This is a genomic window from Brevibacterium sp. Mu109, assembly GCF_900169375.1.
In the GTDB taxonomy this organism is placed as follows: Bacteria; Actinomycetota; Actinomycetes; order Actinomycetales; family Brevibacteriaceae; genus Brevibacterium; species Brevibacterium yomogidense_A.
The window spans coordinates 1-19471 of the sequence record NZ_FXZF01000024.1; the positions used below are offsets into that span (position 1 = coordinate 1).

Here is a 19471-nt window from a genome sequence, read left to right on the forward strand (position 1 = left end):
CCAAGGGCCGGTGGCGGAACGCCTCGACCTGCTCATCGAGATCCGCAGCCATCCGCGAGACCTGGGACTTCGACAACGCGTTGATCCCCAGAGTCTTGACGAGCTTGTCCATCCGCCGCGTGGAGACTCCGGCGAGGTAGCAGTCCGCCACGACCGTGATCAGTGCCGACTCGGCACGCTTGCGGCGCTCGAGCAGCCACTCCGGGAAGTACGTGCCTTGTCGTAGCTTCGGAACGGCCACGTCGAGTGTTCCGACCCGGGTGTCGAGGTCACGGTGACGGTAGCCGTTACGGCGTGTCGACCGGTCGAGCGAGGGCTTGCCCCACTCGGCACCGACGACGGCATCCGCGTCGGCGGACAGAAGGGTATTGAGCATGGTCTGCAGCAGGGTTCGCATCATGTCTGGAGATGCTTCGGATAGGGCTTCACCGAGGAGGCCTGCAGGGTCGATAATGTGAGGAGCGGTCATCGTGATGACTCCTATTCGAGGATTCTTGGAAGGTTGACTCGAAGGATCACACGGTGGCCGCGTCTACATCCGGGTGGGTGTGTCCGGGCCTCTGTGCGTTACACCACTCTATGGGGCTCTACCAGGATGCGACGTCCTGTGGTGTGCTCGATGCGAACCGGCCGGTGACCGGAGCGAAGATCATGTACCCCGGCTGCCCCTTGACGACCTGCCTGCCCAGGGACTGCCATTGCTTGTAGCCGGCGACATAGGTCGGTTCGGGTTCCGGCACCCGGCCTTGTTCGAACGCCGCGAAGTGCTGAACGGCGATCAGCAGACCGTTCCCGAAACTGCGAGACCGGAACCGTGCCGCGAACTCCAGCGCCCGCCGCCAGTCGTCTCCGGTGACGAGCTGTTCGACCGCACCGGTCAGGCGCGCGTGCAGCTCTTCGAGTTTCGCGTCACGCGCCGCTCGCGCGTCCTCGCTTGTCGCCACCTTCGTCCTCCTCCCGGCAAGGACGCCTGCCAGATGCCGGCAACCCTTGCGACCATGAGGTGCGCCGGGAGGATCAGCAGAGGGAGACGGGCGACGGACAGAGGCAGCGACCGTCAGGCTCCGCGATGAACCCGACGTATCTGTACCGGCCTATCAGCCAGAAACCAGGCAAGGCCAGCGATCAGGGAGGACGTGACGCGCCGCACGCCGGGAATGCGTCGATCGACGCCGCCACCGGTCAGGCGGTGGGCCGCCACACGCACCGGCCACCACGGCACAGCACGCAGGGTGCCTCCCCGGCGCAGGCCGATGGGGATTGCCGCCGGAACTCGGTGGGAGATACCCCGTAGCGTCGCCGGAACCAGGCCGCCGCGACCCGCCGGTCGGCCCACCCGACCCGGCGGGCAGCCTGCTCGACCGTCAGGACGGTCTCCTCGATCAACCGGGAGAACTCAGTCGTGCGCGCCTCGGCCAGCCACCGCATCGGCGCGAGCCCGTACCCCTGCACGAAGCGGCGGGTGAGTTGCGATTTCGATAGCGCCACCGCCCGCGCTAACTCCTCCACCGTCCACGCGCGGCCCAGGTCCTCGCGCAGCAACCCGGCCGCCCGCTCGGCCTCGGGGACTGCGGGGACATCGGAGAGGCGACCGATCACACCCGCGGCGAACGGCATCGGTCTGCTCGGGTCGGTGACCAGGGCGGGGACGGTCAGCTCGACGGCTCGCGCGAACAACGCCATCACAGCGGCCACGCTCTCCGGGCCGCCCCGGTGCGGGAAGGCACTCATACGCCGCCACAACGGCTCCAACCGCGCAAACAAGTCTTCTCCCGGCCGGAAGAACACCGTCCGCCCGTCCCACTCATCCGGGTGAAGCCCAGGCAGCACCCGCTCCGGTTCGGCAGGCAGCGCCCACAGCATGTGCCGGACCATGAACTCCTGCTCCAGGTAGATCGTCCACGTCCGCACCTGCGGCGACGGCACCGCCTCACACCACGCCCCGCCCCCGAGAACCATCACGTCCCCGGCGGTCAGCATCCGTTCGCCCTCTGCCGTGCGGACGCGGGAACGGCCGGCCATGACGTGGACGATCTTCGCGTGCGCGAACGCGACCGGCAGCACCGGGAGGGTGCGCACCGACTCGATCACCGCCAGCGGCCCCAGCAACGGTGCCAGGTCCCGCAATGGTCCCAGCGAGCCGGCGGCCGTCACCATGCCGCCGCCGGTGTGGGGTGGACAGGTCTCTCACCCCCGGAACGCGGCGTCGCCGTTCCGGGTCGCGGACGGCCGGTCACTGCGGCCCGTCCGCCCGCTCGCGCCCCTGCGCCCAGACCTCCCACAGCCGCGCATACACCCCGCCGCTGGCGAGGAGGTCGGCGTGCGTCCCGTCCTCGATGATCTTCCCGCCAGCCATGACGAGGATGCGATCACAGGCAGCCGCTTGCGAGAGCCGGTGGGCGATCACGAGCCCGGTGCGGCCGGCCAGGGCGGCATCCGCAGCCCGGTCGAGGATGTTTGCGTGGCTGGAGCCGGCTTCCGCTGTCGCCTCATCAAGGATCGCAAGGTCCGGGTCGGCGAGCACCATCCGGGCGAGGGCGATCTGCTGGGCTTGGGCGGCGGTGAGGGGATGACCGGTCGTTCCCAGCATGGTGTCCAGGCCCTCGGGCAGCAGCTCCAGCAAGCCTGATGCCCTGGTCGTCGCCAGTGCCGCCCGCACGTCCGCGTCGTCGGCGTCGGGGGCGGCGAGGGTGAGGTTGTCGCGCAGGGTCCCGGCGAAGGTGTGCACTTCCTGGGTGATGACAGCGGTGCGTTCCGGGCGGGCCACCGTTCCCTGCTGAGGATGGTGGATGCCGGCGATCACAGCGGCGAGAGTGCTCTTGCCCGCGCCGGACGCGCCGACGATCGCGATCCGCTGGCCGCGGTCGATCGTGAGGGTGATGTCGTGCAGGGCTGGCGAGCTGTCCTGCTGATACCGGTGTGTGACGCCTTCGATCCGCACGGTCGCCGGGGCGCCCTGCGACGGCGCGGATCGCGCCGGCGCGGTATCGGGTTGGGTGGGGGTGGTGATGACGCCGACCATGCGGGCGAGTGAGGCGAGTACGGATTGGAGGATGTCGACCACGATCAGGAGCTGGCCGATGGGTCCGAACAGGCGCAGGAACAGCAGCATCGCGGCGGTCGCGGCGCCGACGGTGGATTGCCCGGCGTCTATGAGCCAGAATCCGGCGAGGAGGATCGCGGCCATGCCGAGGTATTCGGCGATGTTGAGTCGGCCGAAGAACATGTTCTGCACGGTCCTGGCCCGCAGCGAGTGCGCGACGACCTTCCAGGAGGCGTCCAGCACCCGGTGGTGGCGGTGCTCGGTCAGGTCGAAGCCGACGATGGTGGCGTGGCCGCGTTGGGATTCGACGAGCTGCTGTGCCCGCCCGCTCATCGCGGCGCGTTCGGCCCGGTAGACGCGCGGCCCGGTGCGCAGGTACCAGCGCACGGTGACCACGTACACGGGGAGCACGACGATCAGGGCCAGTCCGTACCAGAGGTCCAGTGCGGCCATTCCGGCGAAGGTGGCCAGGATCGTGAACACGACCGTCGTGAACGCGGGGATGATCTGGGGTGCGGCGTCGGCGACCTGGGCCACATCGTCGCTGGATCGGGACACCAGGTCGCCGGTGCCCGCGTCTTCCACGACGCTCTGCGGCAGGCTCATGGCCCGTTCCACGAGTCGTTCGCGCAGCTCGGCGAGGATCGCATGGTAGCTGCGCGCGGCCAGCACGACCGTGACCGCCGTCCCGGCCGCTCCGGCGATCGCGGCCGCGATCATCACGGCAAGGACCCAGACCACGGTGCCGGCATCGGCGGTGCCGTCCTGCACCCCCGCCACCCGATACCCCAACGTGCGGCGACGATCCCCAGAACCGCGGCGGCCACAAGTTTGCGGCGGTGCCCGTGGCTCATCCGCCACACCACCTGCCAGGTCTCCCTCCCGCCGGCAACCGGCAGCCCACCACCGGACGCAGCACCTGTCGTCTCAGTCATGAGGCACCCCTCCCGCGCCGTCCCGTCCCTCGTCGTCCAGTTCCCCGTTGTCTTGGCCGTGCAGGTCGACGACGCGGTCGCAGGCGCTGAGCAGGGCCGGGGAGGAGGTGATGAGGATCGTGGAACGGCCGTGGCGCATCTCGCGCAGCCGGGAGGCGATGGTCTGCTCGGTGACCGAGTCCACCGCTGTCGTGGGGTCGTGCAGCACCAGGGCCGGTGCATCCGTTGCGAGGGCACGGGCCAGTGCCAGGCGTTGCCGCTGTCCGCCGGAGAGCCGGTTTCCCATCTCGCCGACTTCTGCGTCGATGCCGCCGGCGGTGGCGATGAAGTCCTCGCACGCCGCCGCCCGCAGCGCCGCGTCGCGCAACCGGGCCGGGGCAGCGGGGAGGGTGAGGTTGTCGGCGATCGTGCCGCTGAACAAGGTCGCGTGATGCGGTGCCACCACGACAGTCGAACGGTACGCGTCAAGACTTCTGCCGGGCGTGCCTTCGATGCTGATCCGCACGTCGCCGTCCGCGTGCGGGTCCAGCAGTGCTGCGGCGATGCCGGCGGCGACACGATCGTCTGCGACGAGCCCGACCATTTCGCCCGGCTCGATCCGCACCGCATCCTCCGAGGCCAATGACAGCTCCACCACCGGTACCGCGGGCGTCTGAGGCGTCTGGGCGGGTGGTTGATGCGGAGCGGAGGCGGGGGTGCCTTGCAGGGCGTGGAGGATGCGGCCGCTGGATGCGACCGCCGCGGCCCAGGCGAGCACTGCGTTCATCGCGAGCATCCGCATCGGCGGCAGCAGCGCCTGGGTCAGCCCGACCGCGGCGATCAACCCGCCGATACTGAGTTGCCCGGTGACGGCGAACCAGCCCGCCAGAGCAGCGATAGCAGCCACGAACACCCCGCTGATCGAGGCGCTGCCGGTGAGGAACCGGCCCAGCAGCCCCACATTGCGATACGCCCCGTCAAGGGTCTGCCGGCTGGCATCCCGATACCTGCGGGACGCCTCTGCTTCGGCGCCGATACCCTTGACCACCCGGTATCCGGCCACCAGATCGGTCGCCCGCCCCACCGTCTCGGCCAGCAGCGTCTGATAAACCCGGCTGTCGCGGGCGAGGCGCCCACTGAGCCGGCCCATCTCCCAGACCACCACCGGGGCCCCGGCGAGCACGACCACGCCCAGGGGCCAGTGGATGACCAGCAGCGACACGGCGATGAAGACGACGCCTGAGAATTCGCCGACCGGGAACACGGTCAGCGTGACCGCCGCCAGACGGGTCACATCATTGGTCATCAGCGACACCACGCCACCGTCCGGCGCCCGCGCTCCCGCGCCGTCACCATGCAGCACCGCACGAGATAGCGTGGCACGCAAGCGGTGCTGCACCGCTTCGGTCGCCCGCTCGGCGAGCTGAGCCGCGAAACGAAACGCCAGCGACAGCATCAGGAACACGCCCGCGAGCACGACCAGCCACCACCCAAGCTGCGCCGCGTCGCCGGTAGCGAGGGCACGGTCGATCGCGACTCCCATCACCACCGGCACCAGCGCCTCGCCGACCTGCCACAACACCGCCAGCAGAGCCGCCGGCACCGTGAACCGCTTCACCGAGAAGATCACGCCCAGCAGAAACCGGACCGGGCTCGTCCTCTCCGTCACCGAGAACGGCACGACGGCAGCCGGGTCCGGCGGAGCCTGCCAGAACACCGGCAGCCACCGGGTCAACCGTCCCCGCCCCAGTTCTGCCGGGTCGGCGGTAGGCGACACGATCATGGGCGCTCCTGGTGCCGGTCCCGTCCGAGAGGCACCACCTGCGGAGTGCCGGCCACCGGGTCGGGAACGACCACGCACCGCAGCCCGAACACCTCCTCCACCAGCTCCACCGTGACAATCTCGTCGGGGGTGCCCTGGGCGACGATGGCGCCGTCCTTCATCGCGATCAGATGCGTCCCGAAGCGCGCCGCGTGGTTCAGGTCGTGGAGCACGGCGACCAGGGTGTGCCCGACGCGGTTGAGGTCGGTGAACAGCTCCAGCAGCTCGATCTGATACGTGATGTCCAGGAACGTGGTCGGCTCGTCCAACAGCAGGATGTCGGTGTGCTGGGCCAGTGCCATCGCCACCCACACCCGCTGCCGCTGCCCACCCGAAAGCTCATCGACAAGCCGGCCGGACAGGTCGGTGACCGCCGCGGCGTCCATCGCCCTCAACACGGCCTGCTCATCGTCTTCGGTCCACTGCCTAATGAACCCTTGATAGGGGTACCGGCCGCGGGCCACGAGGTCGGCGACCGTGATGCCGTCCGGGGCAATCGAGGTCTGCGGCAGCAGCCCGACCTTGCGTGCCACCTCCTTGGTCTTGTAGGACTGGATGTCTGCTCCGTCGAGGATCACCTTCCCGGTCGATGGTTTGAGCAGCCGCGACAGCCCGCGCAACAGCGTGGACTTGCCGCACGCATTGGGTCCGACGATCACCGTGAACGACCTATCGGGGACCGACACCGACAGCTGGTCGCTGATGATCCGTTTGTCGTAGCCGATCGACGCCGCCTCCACACGCAACCGAGCAGACCCGGCAGGAGTCAACGGAGCACGGTGGGTGTCGCGTGAGGTGGATGCTTGGGTCGTGGTCACGGGGTTGTTCCTTCAATGGGATGGGCGTCAGACAGCACGGCGGCGGATCTCGCGGATGATGAGCCAGACCAGGTAGGCCCCGCCGACGACGACGGTGACCACCCCGACCGGCAGGGAGACGGGGAGCAGGTGCTGGGCGATCACGTCCGCGGCAGCGAGCATGAGCGCGCCCATGAACGCCGCCGGAGCCACAGTCACCCCCGGGGTGCGGGCGATACGGCGGGCGATCTGCGGCGCGGCGAGCGCGATGAACGAGATCGGTCCCGCCGCGGCGGTCACGACCGCGACAAGGGCGACGCCGAGGACCATGATGCCGAGCCGGACCGGTTCGGCGCGGGTGCCGGTGGCTTTCGCGGCGTCGTCGCCCAGTTGGAGCTGCTGCAACCCAGGAGCAAGGGCAGCGATACCGGCCAGCAGGACGACGATGATCGCGCCGCCGTAGAGCACCTGCTCCCAGTTCGTGCCGTTCAGCGACCCCGCCCCCCACACCGCCGCACTCATCGCGACTTCGAGGTCGGCTTTGAGCATCAGCCAGGTATTGAATGAGCCCAACACCGCACTGACGGCGATGCCGACGATGATCAGCCGGAAACCCTGCACCCCACGCCGCCATGCCAGCACATAGACCAAGGCTGCGGTGGCAATGCCGCCGAGGATCGCCCCGCCCGCCAACTCCAAGTACGACCCGTGGATCAGGATGATCACGATCAGGGCGCCGGTGTAGGAGCCGGTGGAGAACCCGATGATGTCGGGACTGGCGAGCGGGTTGCGGGTCAGGGATTGGAACACCGCCCCCGAGGTGCCTAACGCGGCACCGAATATGACGGCGGCGACCGCGCGGGGTGCCCGCCACTCCACCACCACCGTGCGGGCGAACCCCGCCTCCGGGTCACCGGTCAACGCCGCCCACACTTGGGCCAACGTGAGCGGGTAGTCGCCCAGCATCAGCGCCCACACCGTCACCGCGACCGCCAGTACAGCGAGGATGGCGCAGACGATCACGGTACGGGCCCGCCACCGCACCGCAACCGGCCCACGACGCACCACGACCGTGCGATGACCGAAATCCACACGCGGTGGGCGGGCACTCGGCGTGGCCCGTGTATCGAGACCTGTCATAGTCCGCTCGCCTTCTTTCGCCGCACCAGCACGATCAGCACCGGTGCGCCGACGAACGCGGTGACAATGCCGACGGGGAACTCGCCGGGCCGGATCACGATCCGCCCCACGATGTCGGCCGCCAGCACGAGGCACGGGGCGAGGAGAATCGTATAAACGAGAATCCAGCGCTGATCCGGTCCGACGATCCAGCGGGCGATGTGCGGGACCATGAGCCCGACGAACCCGATCGGCCCGGCGATCGCGGTCGCACCACCCGCAAGGAGGGTGACAGCGAGGATGACGAGGATGCGGGTGCGAACGATATTCACACCGAGGGCCTTCGCCAGATCGTCACCGAGGGCGATCGAGTTCAGCGACGACGCCGCGAAGATCGCGAGGACGATCCCAACGAGCAGGAACGGCAACACCGGCAGCAGTACGTCCCATCCGCGGCCGACAATGCTGCCGGCGTTCCAACTGAGCATCTTCTTGAACGTCACCTCGTCGAGAAGCACCATCGCGGTCACTACGCCGCCGAGTACCGCGCCAAGAGCGACCCCGGCGAGGGTAAGCTGCACCGGATCGGCGCCGCCCCGCCCCGCAGAGCCGATTATGTACACGGCAACGGTCACCACCAATGCCCCGGCGAACGCGAACCACACATACCCCTCGATCGAGGACACGCCGAAGACGGCGATACCGAGGGCGACGAAGAAGGATGCTCCGGCGTTGACGCCGAGGATGCCAGGATCGGCCAGGGGGTTGCGTGTGAGTGCCTGAATCAAGGCTCCTGCTACCCCCAAGGAGACCCCGATGAAAAGCCCGACAACCGTGCGGGGGATGCGCATGTCCCAGACGACATACGCATCCCCGTCTCCGGTCGGGTGGAGCAGCGAATCCACCACCACACCGAATGGAATATCCTTCGACCCCACGGCAATGCTCAGTAGGAATAGGAACGCCAGCACAGTCACGGCGATCAAAGCTCCGCCCATCCGTCGGCGGCCGAAGGCAGCCGACGTGGCTGTGCGCTCTGCTGTCTCAGCCTGGTTCGTATGTATGGTCATCAGAACTCAGAGAGGAGTCATGGTCGTTAGCATGTGGGCGGATGACTAGTTGACCGCTTGGGGCTTAATTTCCTTCCTGGTTGAGCGGTGTCTTCTCCAAGTAGCTCACCATCTGATCCTTGACCCACAGCCTGTTCAACGGTCCGGCTCGGTGCGCTGCCCCAAGGAAGTTAGCTGGAAGGTAGATGAGCGTGCCGTTTTCCGACGACGGGAGACTCGCGACGCGGGGATCCGACTTGAATGTGTCGGTCGTGGCATCGTCGTATGCAACGAGCACCATGACATCGGCTTGAAGCTGATCAACATTCTCCATGGACATGTTTTGGATGTCTTCCGCCGGCTGATTGTCTGCGGGGACAAGTCCGAGATCGGAGAGGAACGTCCACGGCCCCTCGATCCAGATCTCGCCAGCGTCCAGGGCGCCGATGTTGTACGTCCTACCCTGAAGGCCTGGCAGGCTGCTCTGCGCATCTTCGTACGCTTTCTCGACAGCTGCGATCTGCTCTTCGGCTTCGGTGGATTTTCCCGTGAGCTGACCGATCTCGGTTGTGTCCTTCTGCCATTCGGATGCCGAGGGACTAACGTATACCGGCGCGATTTCTGAGAGGGTCTCGTACATGTTCCCGTCTTCGGCGTCTCTGGTGCCGACGATCAGCAGATCAGGATCATAGGCAGCGATCGCTTCGGCATTCACCTCGCCATCCGCGAGTCCGACATCCCAGAGGTCAGCACTCACCTTGCCGTCTACCCATGGGGCATTCGAGAAGTCGGGACTCCCACCGTTGACGGTGTATCCGTCGTCTGCGAATGCGACCGGAGTCACGCCGAGACTAGTGAGAATATCCAAGTTGCTCATGCCGAGTGCGACGATCCGCTCTGGCTTCTCGTACAGAGTGGTCTCACCATACGTAGTGGTGACGGTGACAGGGAATGCGTCGTTGCCAGCGGCCGGCGAGTTATCTATGGTGCCTTCGGGTGCATCGTTGCCGCTGCATGCGGTGAGCAAGAGCGCGGTACTCAGGAGTGCGGCGGCCAGGGCTGCCCCGCGTCGTCGTGGTCTGGTCAGGGTCATTGCTGTGCTCTTTTCTATTCTTTGGGGAGGGAAAGGGTCACTGGGTGTCGGCTGGCACGAGTTCGTGGACGGTGGTGCCCCAGCCGACGGTGTGCGTCGTGGTGCGGACCAGCCCTGCCCGGGCGATGACAGCGTCGAGTTCCGCTTCGGTGCGCAGGCCGGAGCCGTGGACGGTGAGGCCGATGAGGTCTGCTTCGCCGTCGTGTTCGTCCAAGTCATCGAGGTCGTAGGTCTCCTCGACCAGCAGCACCCGGCCGCTCGGGGTGAGGTTCTCAGCTGCGCGGCGCAGTGCATGGGCCGCGTCGGCATCGGGCAGGGCCTTGAACCCGCGGCTGATGAGCACCGCGTCCGATGCGGGGCTGGGTTCGAACACGGATTGTTCGACCACGCTGACCCACGCGCGCTGCTGTTTGTCGGGGATGGTGTCCGGTAGGTCGCGGCGCAGCCAGTCGGCCTGGGCGGGGAGTGCGCAGATCGTGATCCGCAGGTCGGGGTGCACAGCCAGGAACTCCCGCGCCTGCGCCCCGGCGCCGCCGGAGTGGATCACCAGATGTTCGACGCCTGTGAGGATGTCGGATTTGGCGATGGGTTCTGCCAGGGATGCTTGGAACCTTGCCAGTCGCTCCAGGTAGCGGTCTTCGTAGTCCTGCTCGGCCCGCACCTCGGCGAAGTTCTGTCCCGTGACCGTGGCGTAGGAGGCCTGGCCGGTGCGGATGGACTCGGTGAGGCCCAAGATGCCAAGCATCTCGCGTCCGCCGACCCCGGCGGGGTGCAGGTGCTCGATCATGAACTCGAGTGTCAGCCCCTCGCCAACCGGCGTCAGAGCATAGTGATCGGGTTGGGTCTCGGTCAGCACGTCCAGGGCGTGCAGGTAGCGCAGGAGCTTGCCCAGCGCCCGCTCATCGGCACCCGCCTTGGCGGCCAGCTCGCTCACGCCGGTCACGCCTCGGGAGATCGCCTCGGGGATGCCGAGTTCGACGGCGGTGCGGATCGCGATCGGCGGGATCAGCTCGGTGAGGTCGTGGAGCTTCTCGAAGGCTGCCGTGTTCTTCTCCTGGTCGGGCACCGCGTCGTCGTCTTGGAGGGCGATGACGTTGTCACGACGCCAGTAGCCGGTGAACTCGATGTCCTCCTTCGGTACGTCGCGCTCCTCGACCAGGTGGCGGCGGATGTCGCGGACGGCGGCGTGCTCGCCGGCGACCCAGGCGAAGGGGCGACCGTCCCACCAGTTGGCAGCGCGTACCGCGTCCAGCAGGTGGGTGGTCGTGCCAGCCTCCACGCCGTCACGCATCAGCCAGGTCACCTCGACACCCGGCAGCGCCCGCAGTTCCAGCTGGTGCGCATCCTCGGCGACCTCGATGAACACCTGCGCCTGCGCATCGTCGGACAGCTCATCGAGGAGGCGCGCGATCGCCGGGATTGCGGTGTCATCCCCGGCGACCAGCATCCAGTCCGCGTCGTTCGGGAGCGCCCGCGAGGCTGAGGGGCCGTAGAAGTGGATGCGGTCACCCGGTTGGGCGCGGTAGGCCCAGGTGGTGCCGACGCCGATGCCGTGCTTGACGAAGTCCACGTCCACCTCGCCGGTTTCGCGGTCCCAGCGACGAACCGTGTAGACCTTCGACAGCGGTCGGGGGTCTCTCGGCAGGTCCACCCCTTTCTCCTTCTGCACCGGCAGCACCGGTTCCGCCTGCCCCGGGTAGCGGAACACCAGCCGGATGTCGTCGTCGAAACCGTCGCTGCGGAACTCCGGCTGCGCGAAGCCGTTCTCCGAGGTGAACGCCCGCAACTGCTCGCCGATCAGCGTCACCCGTCGCATCCCGGGTGTGATGTCGGTGACTCGGGCGACCTCGACTTCGCGCAGGCTGATCGGGTGCACTGTGAGTGTTCGGGAGGTCTTGGGCATGGCGAAAAGAGGTTCCGTTCGACGGCGATGACGGGGGCGCGGCGCTCGCGTCAGAAGGCGTAGCACCGCGTTACTCAGATTAGCCTTACCTAACTTGATCTTGTTATCATGGGCGGACGACTTCTTTTACTTGCTGGAGGTGTGCGTGAGGTCAGCACTTGCTTCGCCGTTCGGATACACGGAGGGCGACATCCCCGCGGGGCGGATCGACCCGCATGCCCATCATCATGCGGAGCTGCTCTGGGTCCGCACTGGGATGATCGAGATGACCGTCGACGGCGCTGCACATCGGCTGGTGGCGGGACAGGCGATCTGGATACCGGCAGGCGTCACTCACGCGTTGCGGCTGGAACCGGGCACGGTCACCGTCGCCGTCTGGTCGTCCTCGGTTCCGAAGTCGGCCGTGCTGTCTGAGGTGCGAGTGGTGGACATCACGGACGACTGGGCCGACTGGCTGATCCACAAGCGTGGCCTGGGTGCACTCGCCGCCGATGGCCCGCTGCTGGAGCTCGCCTCAGGTCTGTCCCGACACGCTGACCCACAGGTTCGCACTCCCCGGTTGCCGATGCCACGCTCCCGTGAGGCGCGCGCCGTGGCGCAGGCGGTGCTGCGCACGCCGGGGTCGCCGCTGAGTGCGGACGAGTTCGCCGACCGTGAGAGCGTGAGCGCGAAGACCTTGCGGCGGCAGTTCGCGAACGAGACCGGGGTGGTGCTCTCCGAATGGCGCACCCGCGCGCGGGTGACTTCCGCCGCGGCGCATCTGGCAGAGGGGCGCGGGGTCGCGTGGGCCCAGCGGCACGTCGGCTACGCCACTGCGGCCGGGTTCACCCGCGCGTTCCAGCGGCACGTCGGCATCACCCCGCGCGAGTACGCACGCCGCGCCCGAGTGAAGGCGGCACCGGCCGATGAGCTCGCCCGGAACGTGGCCGCCCTGGTCGCAGACGAGCAGGCCCACCCGCCGCCGATCCCCGCCTACAGCGGGCCGATGCGGGTCAACGACTGCCATGTGCTGCTGTGGGTCTACCGGGGCGAGGCGATCATCCGCATCGCCACCCGCGACCAGAAGCTGCGACGCGGTGAAGTGATCTGGGTGCCCGCCGGGGTGTCGCACCGCGTGGGGCTCGCCGCCGGCTCCATTCTGCGACCGCTCGGCAACCGCTACGGCAGGGTCCGCATCGGCGTCGACGACCTGCGCGTGTTCTCCTTCCCACCCGAAACGGAGAGCTACCTGCTGCACACCACCTTCGCCGAGTACGGCCTGCTGAACTCTGACCACCCGCTGCGACTCACAGACGAGCTGTTCCACGAGCAGTTCTTCCGAAACGAGATCGCCGAGACGACGCTGACCGGCGCCGCGGGCGCGTTGGCGACTGCGTTGCGCCGCGATCCTGCCGACTCCCGGTCCCTCGCCGACTGGGCCAAGGCACTCGGCATGACACCGACAGCGCTCGGGAAAGAACTCACCAGCCAGACCGGGACGAGCTTCCCGCACTGGCGGGCGCAGCTGCGAATGAACCTCGCCCGAGAACTGCTCCACCACGGCGAACGACCCGGCGACATCGCCCGCAAGCTCGGCTACGCGAGCCCCGCCGCGTTCACCAAGGTCTTCACCTCCGCCCACGGCATCCCACCCCGCGAATACCAGCGGCAGATGACCGGACAGGCGGAGTCTTCCGAGGTGGCCGTAAGTTCCACGAGCGGGAACTGACCCGAATCCCACGTTTGCGCTCTGCCGTTACGTCCATCCCTCGCTCATCAGGATGCTCAGGGCATGGGCGGCTTGCTTCGGGACGACGCCGTTGCCGAGGGCGGTGAGCTGCTGGGAGAAGGTGAGGTCGTGGCGGGGGTCGGTGACCCAGCCGGGTTCGAGGCCCATCAGCCATTCCACGAACGCCGGTGCTGGGCGCGGCCCGCTGGTGTCGTTCACGAGGGCGGGGGCTGGGGCGGCTCGTCCGGTGAGGTGTTCCCAGCGTCGGATGGCTCCGGCGTAGCGTCCCCAGCGTCGAAGAGCTGCCCGATCAGCGTCCACAGACTCTCCGGCTCCTCCGGCCTCGGATAGCCGGCCGGACCGTGGAGAGCGAGGTCGATGATCTGGTGGCTGAGCGCGATCGTCCCGCGACGGGCTTTCACCTGTTGCAAGCTCTCCCCACCCCTGGCCGCGTCGGATGCCAACGGGGTGCGGAACAGGACGATGGGCGAGGATGAAGACCCGGAATCTGGGGTGGGGTGCGCCGACCGCGGAAGCGGGTAGACCAACCCATGCCGCATCCATCCCGAGGTCGGCCAGGTCTCCCACCACGGCACCCGCTGCCCGAAGAGGTCGAGTTGCGGACTCTCCCAAACTCCACGGGTCGGTTTCCAGATCGCCAAGGGTTGCGCCGCTGGGGGTTGCGGGTCCGATTGGGGTTGCGGCGTTGCGTGGCTCATTGTCGGTTCCTTCCGGGCGCGGGCGGATCGCGGGCGAGGAGAGCAGCCCGCGGACGTTCTCGATCACGACCCACTCGGGTTGCAGCGCGTCGATCGCGTTTGCCATGTGCGCCCACAAGCCGGAGCGTGTGCCGGGGGCGAGACCGGCACGCTTGCCGACCGTGGACACGTCCTGACAGGGGAACCCACCGCACAGGATGTCCACCGACGGAGCAGTGCTCCAGTCGATCGCGGTGATGTCGCCCAGGTTCGGGGCATCGGGCCAGTGGTGGGCGAAGACGCGCGCGACGGGTTCGTTGATTTCGGAGAACCACACGGTGTCGGCGTCGAAGACTTCCTCGACGGCGAGGTCGAGCCCGCCGTAGCCGGAGAACAGCGAACCGACCCGCAGGCGGCGATCTTTGTTCGCGTCGTTGGGCTTGCGCATGATGACTCCGGCAGATCGGTGATCCCCGGCCGTCGTCCCTGCGACTGCTGACCGGGCTGGTCACCTGCCAGGTGCACGCCCTCGACACGGAGGTCATCCCGTCACCGTCAAGGCCTCGCCGCTGCGCCCTCTGCTCGCCCCGCGCGAACGGCCGCTCAGGACCCCGTCTCCGCGTCGGCCGGCCTCCGCTCCTGAGCTACCACGCCTCTTGCAGATCGAGGTCGCCCGCCCCTGCGGGCGGTCAGTCGCGCACCTCCGCGTTGCGCGGAGGGAGGCTCGGCGGTGACGGTTTCGATGCGTGTGATGAGCGCGGGCGACGGCTACAAGTACCTGCTGCGCACCGTCGCGGCCGGTGATGGTGACCGGTCTCTCTCAACCCCGTTGACGAGGTATTACAACGCCGAGGGCACGCCTCCGGGCCGGTGGCTCGGCGCGGGCGTCGGCGCCCTTGGCGGCGGCAAGATCACGGGGGGCGATCAGGTGTCGGAAGCCCAGCTCCAGCTCCTCGTAGGCATGGGCCGCGACCCGATCATGGGCGCACCGTTGGGTCGCGCGTACCCCGCGTACCGCCCGGTCGCGGAGCGGATCGCTGAGCGGGTGGAAGCTCTTCGCCCTGAGTTGGGGCCGGTCTCGCGCGCGGAGGCCGTGGCCGCGATCGAGGCTGAGGAGGCCGATCGTGGTATGCGGCGGGCGGTTGCGGGCTATGACTTCACGTTCTCGATCCCGAAGTCCGCGAGCGTGTTGTGGGCGGTCGCCGACGCGGGCACGCAGGCCCTGGTCGCGCAGGCCCATCACGCGGCGGTTGCAGAGGTGGTTGCGTTCATGGAACGGGAGGTTGCAGCCACGCGCGCGGGCGCAACCGCACGCAACGGCGCGGTTGCGCAGGTGGATGTTCATGGGCTGATCGCTACCGCCTATGACCACTACGACTCGCGGTCGGGCGACCCGCACTTGCACACGCACGTCGTCATCTCGAACAAGGTGCAGACCGTCCTGGACGGTAAGTGGCGATCGCTCGACGGAAGGCCGATGCACGCGGCGACGGTCGCACTCTCCGAGCTGCACGAGGCGGTGTTCGCAGATCACCTGACCCGGATGTTCGGCGTTGAGTGGGAGGCCCGCGACATGGGCCGGGATCGGAACCCGGCGTGGGCGATCGCCGGGGTGTCGGATGCGCTGGTGGCTGAGTTCTCCACCCGTTCGCGGCACATCGACGCCGAGACGGATCGCCTCATCGACCGCTACGTCGAGGCGCACGGGCGGCGGCCGTCGCCGGCGACGATCATGAAGCTCCGCGCCCAGGCGACGCGCTCGACCAGGCCCGAGAAGGAGGTTCACTCCCTCGCGGACCTCACCGCCTCCTGGCGGCAGCGCGCCGGCCGCGTGCTCGGTACGGATGCGACCTCCTGGGCGCGTGCGGTTGCGGCGAACGAGGAGCCGCTGCTGCTGCGCGCCGACGATGTGCCGCTGGATGTGATCGCGTCGCTCGGAGGCAGCGTGGTCGAGACGGTCGGTGAGAAGCGGTCCACCTGGCGGCGGTGGAACCTCACCGCTGAGGCGGCCCGGCAGACGATGGGCTACAGGTTCGCCTCGACCGAGGATCGAGAGGCAGTCGTCGGGCTGGTCGTGGACGCGGCCGAGGCTGTGTCGCTGCGGTTGACGCCGCCTGAGCTCGCGTCGAGCCCGGCCGTGTTCCAGCGGCCGGATGGAACCAGCGTGTTCCGGCCGAAGCACTCGACGGTGTTCTCCTCCGAGTTGCTGTTGGCAGCCGAAGATCGCCTCCTCGAGCGCGCTCGCTCCACGACCGGGCCGACCGTGCCGCTTGCGGTCGTGGAGCGGACCGCCGCGAGGCCGGATCGGAAGGGGCACAGGCTTGGCGACGACCAGGCCGCGGCGTTGGTGAAGGTTGCGATCTCGGGCCGCGTCGTCGATGTCCTCGTTGGCCCGGCTGGGGCAGGCAAGACCACCGCCATGTCGGCGTTGCGGCGGGCGTGGGAGCGCGAGCACGGCCCGGGCTCCGTCGTCGGCCTCGCTCCGTCCGCCGTCGCAGCCCAGATCCTCGCCGATGACCTGAACATCCAGACCGAGAACACCGCGAAATGGTGGGAGGTTCACGAGCGCACTGGCGAGACGTTCCAGGCCGGGCAGCTCGTCATCGTGGATGAGGCGTCCCTGGCCGGCACGCTCTCGCTCGACCGCATCACCGCTCTCGCCGTCGAGGCGGGGGCGAAGGTGCTGCTCGTGGGCGACTACGCCCAGCTCCAATCTCCGACCGCGAGCGGTGCGTTCTCGCTGCTCGTCCACGACCGGGACGACGCGCCAGAACTGGTGGACATCCATCGCTTCGCCAACGTGTGGGAGAAGGTCGCCTCGCTCGGCCTGCGGCACGGGCGAACCGAGGTCATCGACACCTACGCGGAGCACGACCGCATCGTCGGCGGAGACACGGAAGCGATGGTCGATGCCGCATACGCTGCCTGGCGTGCGGATCGGGTCGCCGGGCGGGCTAGCGTGCTGGTCACCGACTCGAACGAATCCGTGATGGCCTTGAACCTCCGGGCGCGTACCGATCTGATCCTCGACGGCACGGTGGATGCGCTGCGCGAGGTCGAGCTGCGCGATGGCGCCCGTGCCGCTGCCGGGGATTCGGTCATCACTCGGCGCAACGATCGGCGGCTGCGGGCCGGGCGCGGCTGGGTTCGCAACGGCGACAGGTGGACAGTCGCCGAAGTTCGGGACGACGGCTCCCTCACCGTCCGCCGGGCGGCAAGGCGCTGGGGCGGCTCCGTCGTGCTCCCGGCCGACTATGTGGCCGAGCACCTGGACCTGGGCTAGCCGAGGTGCCCTAAACACACTCACCTGTAATCGTGCGCGTGCGCGCCATTTCAGTCTATCAAGCGGCCTTAGAAGGGTGCGGCTCGTCTAGCCTTCTTCCGTCTGAGCGGTACATGCTTCGTAGGATCGGTGGGAGGGAGGTGCATGGTGCAGGTCATGTCTGTGGTTGCTGAGCGGCCGGGGAAGCTCAACGATGTTCTCTCGATCCGGTCCGCCCAGATTCCTGTATCTCTCGCCGATTCCGAGGTTGCGGTGCGGATGCTCGCGAGCACGATAAACCCCTCTGATGCGGTCACGGTGTCGGGTGCGTATGGTTCGCGGACAGAGTTTCCTTTCGTCCCTGGGTTCGAAGGCATCGGTGTGATCGAACAGGCCGGGCCTGGCGTGCCGGGCGGCATGATCGGTCGTCGGGTGCTGCCGATCGGATCGGCCGGGAACTGGCAGCAGATCAAGCGCACCGACTACACGTGGTGTATCCCTGTGCCGGACGACCTTGACGACACAGTGGCCTGCTTCGCCTATATCAACCCGCTTACTGCGCACCTCATGGTTGATCGACACTCCTCTGACACGGTGCGCAGTGTCGCGGTGACCGCGGCGACCACAACGATCGCAACCCATCTGGCCGAACTACTCAACCTGCATGGCATCTATCCGGTGGGCGTGATTCGTGGAACGCCAGGGAGTCTGTCTGAAAGACCGGAGCAGTGTAGTTCGGTAATCGACACGAGCGAATCTGGTTGGGAGCAGCTCCTGCACGGAGCCTCAGGCCGATCGGGTTTCGATGTGGTCTTCGATTGCGTGGGTGGCTCGCAGGGAGCAGCGCTGATGGATGCGCTTGTTCCCGGCGGCGTGCTCGTGCATTACGGGCTCCTCTCGGGCGAGCCGCTCCCGCCTGTGTGCTTCACCCAAGGTGAAGGGAAGCGGGTCGAGATGTTCCGGCTCCGCGACATTATCCACGCGCACCCTCGGGAACGACTTGCTGAACTCTTCGACCCAGTGTTTACTCATCTGAGAGCGGGGCGACTTCGCACGCCCGTGGCGCGTCGTGTGTCGCTGCGCGAGTTACCGGAGTTTCTGCGAGAAGAGCACGGGCGCGCTGTGGGGAAGACTCTCATCACTTATCCCGGCTGAAAGCCGCTAGGCGATGGAGATGGTTTCGAGCCAGCCTTCCACGGCATCGATGACGGCCTCGGGTTTTGAGCGTGCCCACCGGATGTGATCGAAAGGCTCGCCAGTCGGCATCGACAGGGTGTGGTGGTTTACGTGGCCGGGTAGTCGCTGAGCGAGGTGCGTTGCGGCGCGCTCGGTGATTATCGGATCACCGTGCAGGGTGACCATCTGCGTCGGTTGCGGGAGAGCTTGCAACGCCGCTTCATAGTCCTCGCCGTCACCGTGCAGCAGGTACCGACCATGCCGCCCCTCGGCGCACCAGTCTCGCATCAGAGAACGGGGCTGCCTCCCGCCGAACCCCAGCCGGTTACCGGGCCAATACCCCAGCACGGCGGAGGTTGCCCGGATAAATGCCACCTGCCCGCGTCTTTTCAGTCGCCCCCACACGGTGTTCATCGCTGCCGGTGAACTCGTCCCGCTCGCAATTGCGACAACCGCGCACGGCGTTATCGCGCCGGAGGCCGTGGCCAACAGAGCCAACTGGCCGCCCAGACTATGACCGACCGCCATGAACGGCTGAGCGGTGGAGAAGAACTCCTCGGCCACGGCAGGCAGATCGTCGCGGATGATCGTCGTGTAACCGAACGTTGCCCTGCGAGTCTCCGCGACCGAGGATAGTGAGACCCCGCGCTGTTCGACAGCAACAATGTGTCGCCCACGTTCGCACCATTGCGTCAGCAACGGCCTGTAGTAGGAAAGTGGAACGCCGAGCGCGGGCACGAATAGCAAAGATGCAGCTGTCGAAGAAGGCGTACCGAACTCGGCAACACTGGCCGTCACTCCGTCGCGCAAGCGCACCTGCCTCGTTCTTCCCTTGGCTTCGGTCATGTTTCCATTCTGGTTCGTACTTTCGAGAATAGTGTCGCGCC

The 19471-nt window shown here is 67.7% G+C and carries 14 protein-coding genes and 1 pseudogene; 3 read left to right on the forward strand and 12 right to left on the reverse strand.

Annotation, left to right across the window (positions count from 1 at the left end; genetic code table 11):
• The 10 genes and pseudogenes from BSP109_RS13285 to BSP109_RS13330 form a co-directional block, all read right to left on the reverse strand.
• Positions 1-469: transposase (locus BSP109_RS13285; protein WP_180959738.1), on the reverse strand; the 469-nt coding region annotated here is incomplete at its 3' end.
• A 121-nt stretch (positions 470-590) separates the two neighbouring features.
• Positions 591-944 (reverse strand): annotated as a pseudogene (locus tag BSP109_RS13290) (ArdC family protein); the annotation flags it as partial.
• Between the two features lie 238 nt (positions 945-1182).
• On the reverse strand, positions 1183-2157 hold the full coding sequence (locus tag BSP109_RS13295) for an AraC family transcriptional regulator (RefSeq protein WP_101557673.1): 975 nt from the start codon (positions 2155-2157) through the stop codon (positions 1183-1185).
• A gap of 76 nt (positions 2158-2233) precedes the next feature.
• Positions 2234-3814 carry an ABC transporter ATP-binding protein gene (locus BSP109_RS13300; RefSeq protein ID WP_219618552.1) on the reverse strand — a complete coding sequence of 527 codons (1581 nt, stop codon included), beginning with the start codon at positions 3812-3814 and terminating at the stop codon, positions 2234-2236.
• 156 nt (positions 3815-3970) lie between these two features.
• The gene (locus BSP109_RS13305; protein WP_101601243.1) at positions 3971-5740 is read right to left on the reverse strand and encodes an ABC transporter ATP-binding protein; all 1770 of its coding nucleotides are present in this window, start codon (positions 5738-5740) and stop codon (positions 3971-3973) included.
• The gene (locus tag BSP109_RS13310; protein WP_101601244.1) at positions 5737-6597 is read right to left on the reverse strand and encodes an ABC transporter ATP-binding protein; all 861 of its coding nucleotides are present in this window, start codon (positions 6595-6597) and stop codon (positions 5737-5739) included. The genes BSP109_RS13305 and BSP109_RS13310 overlap by 4 nt, the downstream gene beginning before the upstream one ends.
• 27 nt (positions 6598-6624) lie before the next feature.
• Positions 6625-7716, reverse strand: a complete 1092-nt coding sequence (locus BSP109_RS13315) for an iron chelate uptake ABC transporter family permease subunit (RefSeq protein WP_101601246.1) — start codon at positions 7714-7716, stop codon at positions 6625-6627.
• Positions 7713-8672: an iron chelate uptake ABC transporter family permease subunit gene (locus BSP109_RS13320; protein WP_308297917.1), complete on the reverse strand. Its 960-nt coding sequence runs from the start codon at positions 8670-8672 to the stop codon at positions 7713-7715. Before BSP109_RS13320 ends, BSP109_RS13315 begins: the two co-directional genes overlap by 4 nt.
• A gap of 157 nt (positions 8673-8829) precedes the next feature.
• Positions 8830-9837: an ABC transporter substrate-binding protein gene (locus tag BSP109_RS13325; protein WP_101601248.1), complete on the reverse strand. Its 1008-nt coding sequence runs from the start codon at positions 9835-9837 to the stop codon at positions 8830-8832.
• A 37-nt stretch (positions 9838-9874) separates the two neighbouring features.
• Positions 9875-11740: a siderophore-interacting protein gene (locus tag BSP109_RS13330; protein WP_101601249.1), complete on the reverse strand. Its 1866-nt coding sequence runs from the start codon at positions 11738-11740 to the stop codon at positions 9875-9877.
• A gap of 145 nt (positions 11741-11885) precedes the next feature.
• Between BSP109_RS13330 and BSP109_RS13335 the strand changes: the two genes are divergently transcribed.
• Positions 11886-13448 carry an AraC family transcriptional regulator gene (locus BSP109_RS13335; protein ID WP_180959740.1) on the forward strand — a complete coding sequence of 521 codons (1563 nt, stop codon included), beginning with the start codon at positions 11886-11888 and terminating at the stop codon, positions 13446-13448.
• 27 nt (positions 13449-13475) lie between these two features.
• Here the strand turns inward: BSP109_RS13335 and BSP109_RS13340 are convergent, their stop codons facing one another.
• Positions 13476-14594: a DNA cytosine methyltransferase gene (locus tag BSP109_RS13340; RefSeq protein ID WP_101601253.1), complete on the reverse strand. Its 1119-nt coding sequence runs from the start codon at positions 14592-14594 to the stop codon at positions 13476-13478.
• A 294-nt stretch (positions 14595-14888) separates the two neighbouring features.
• Between BSP109_RS13340 and mobF the strand changes: the two genes are divergently transcribed.
• Positions 14889-17429: a MobF family relaxase gene (gene mobF / locus BSP109_RS13345; RefSeq protein ID WP_101601255.1), complete on the forward strand. Its 2541-nt coding sequence runs from the start codon at positions 14889-14891 to the stop codon at positions 17427-17429.
• Between the two features lie 144 nt (positions 17430-17573).
• Positions 17574-18563 carry a zinc-dependent alcohol dehydrogenase family protein gene (locus tag BSP109_RS13350; protein WP_101601256.1) on the forward strand — a complete coding sequence of 330 codons (990 nt, stop codon included), beginning with the start codon at positions 17574-17576 and terminating at the stop codon, positions 18561-18563.
• A gap of 6 nt (positions 18564-18569) precedes the next feature.
• On the opposite strand, the gene BSP109_RS13355 is transcribed toward BSP109_RS13350, so the two are convergent.
• Positions 18570-19430 (reverse strand): alpha/beta fold hydrolase, encoded by an 861-nt coding sequence (locus BSP109_RS13355; RefSeq protein WP_101601258.1) that lies wholly within the window; start codon positions 19428-19430, stop codon positions 18570-18572.
• Positions 19431-19471 lie beyond the last annotated feature (41 nt).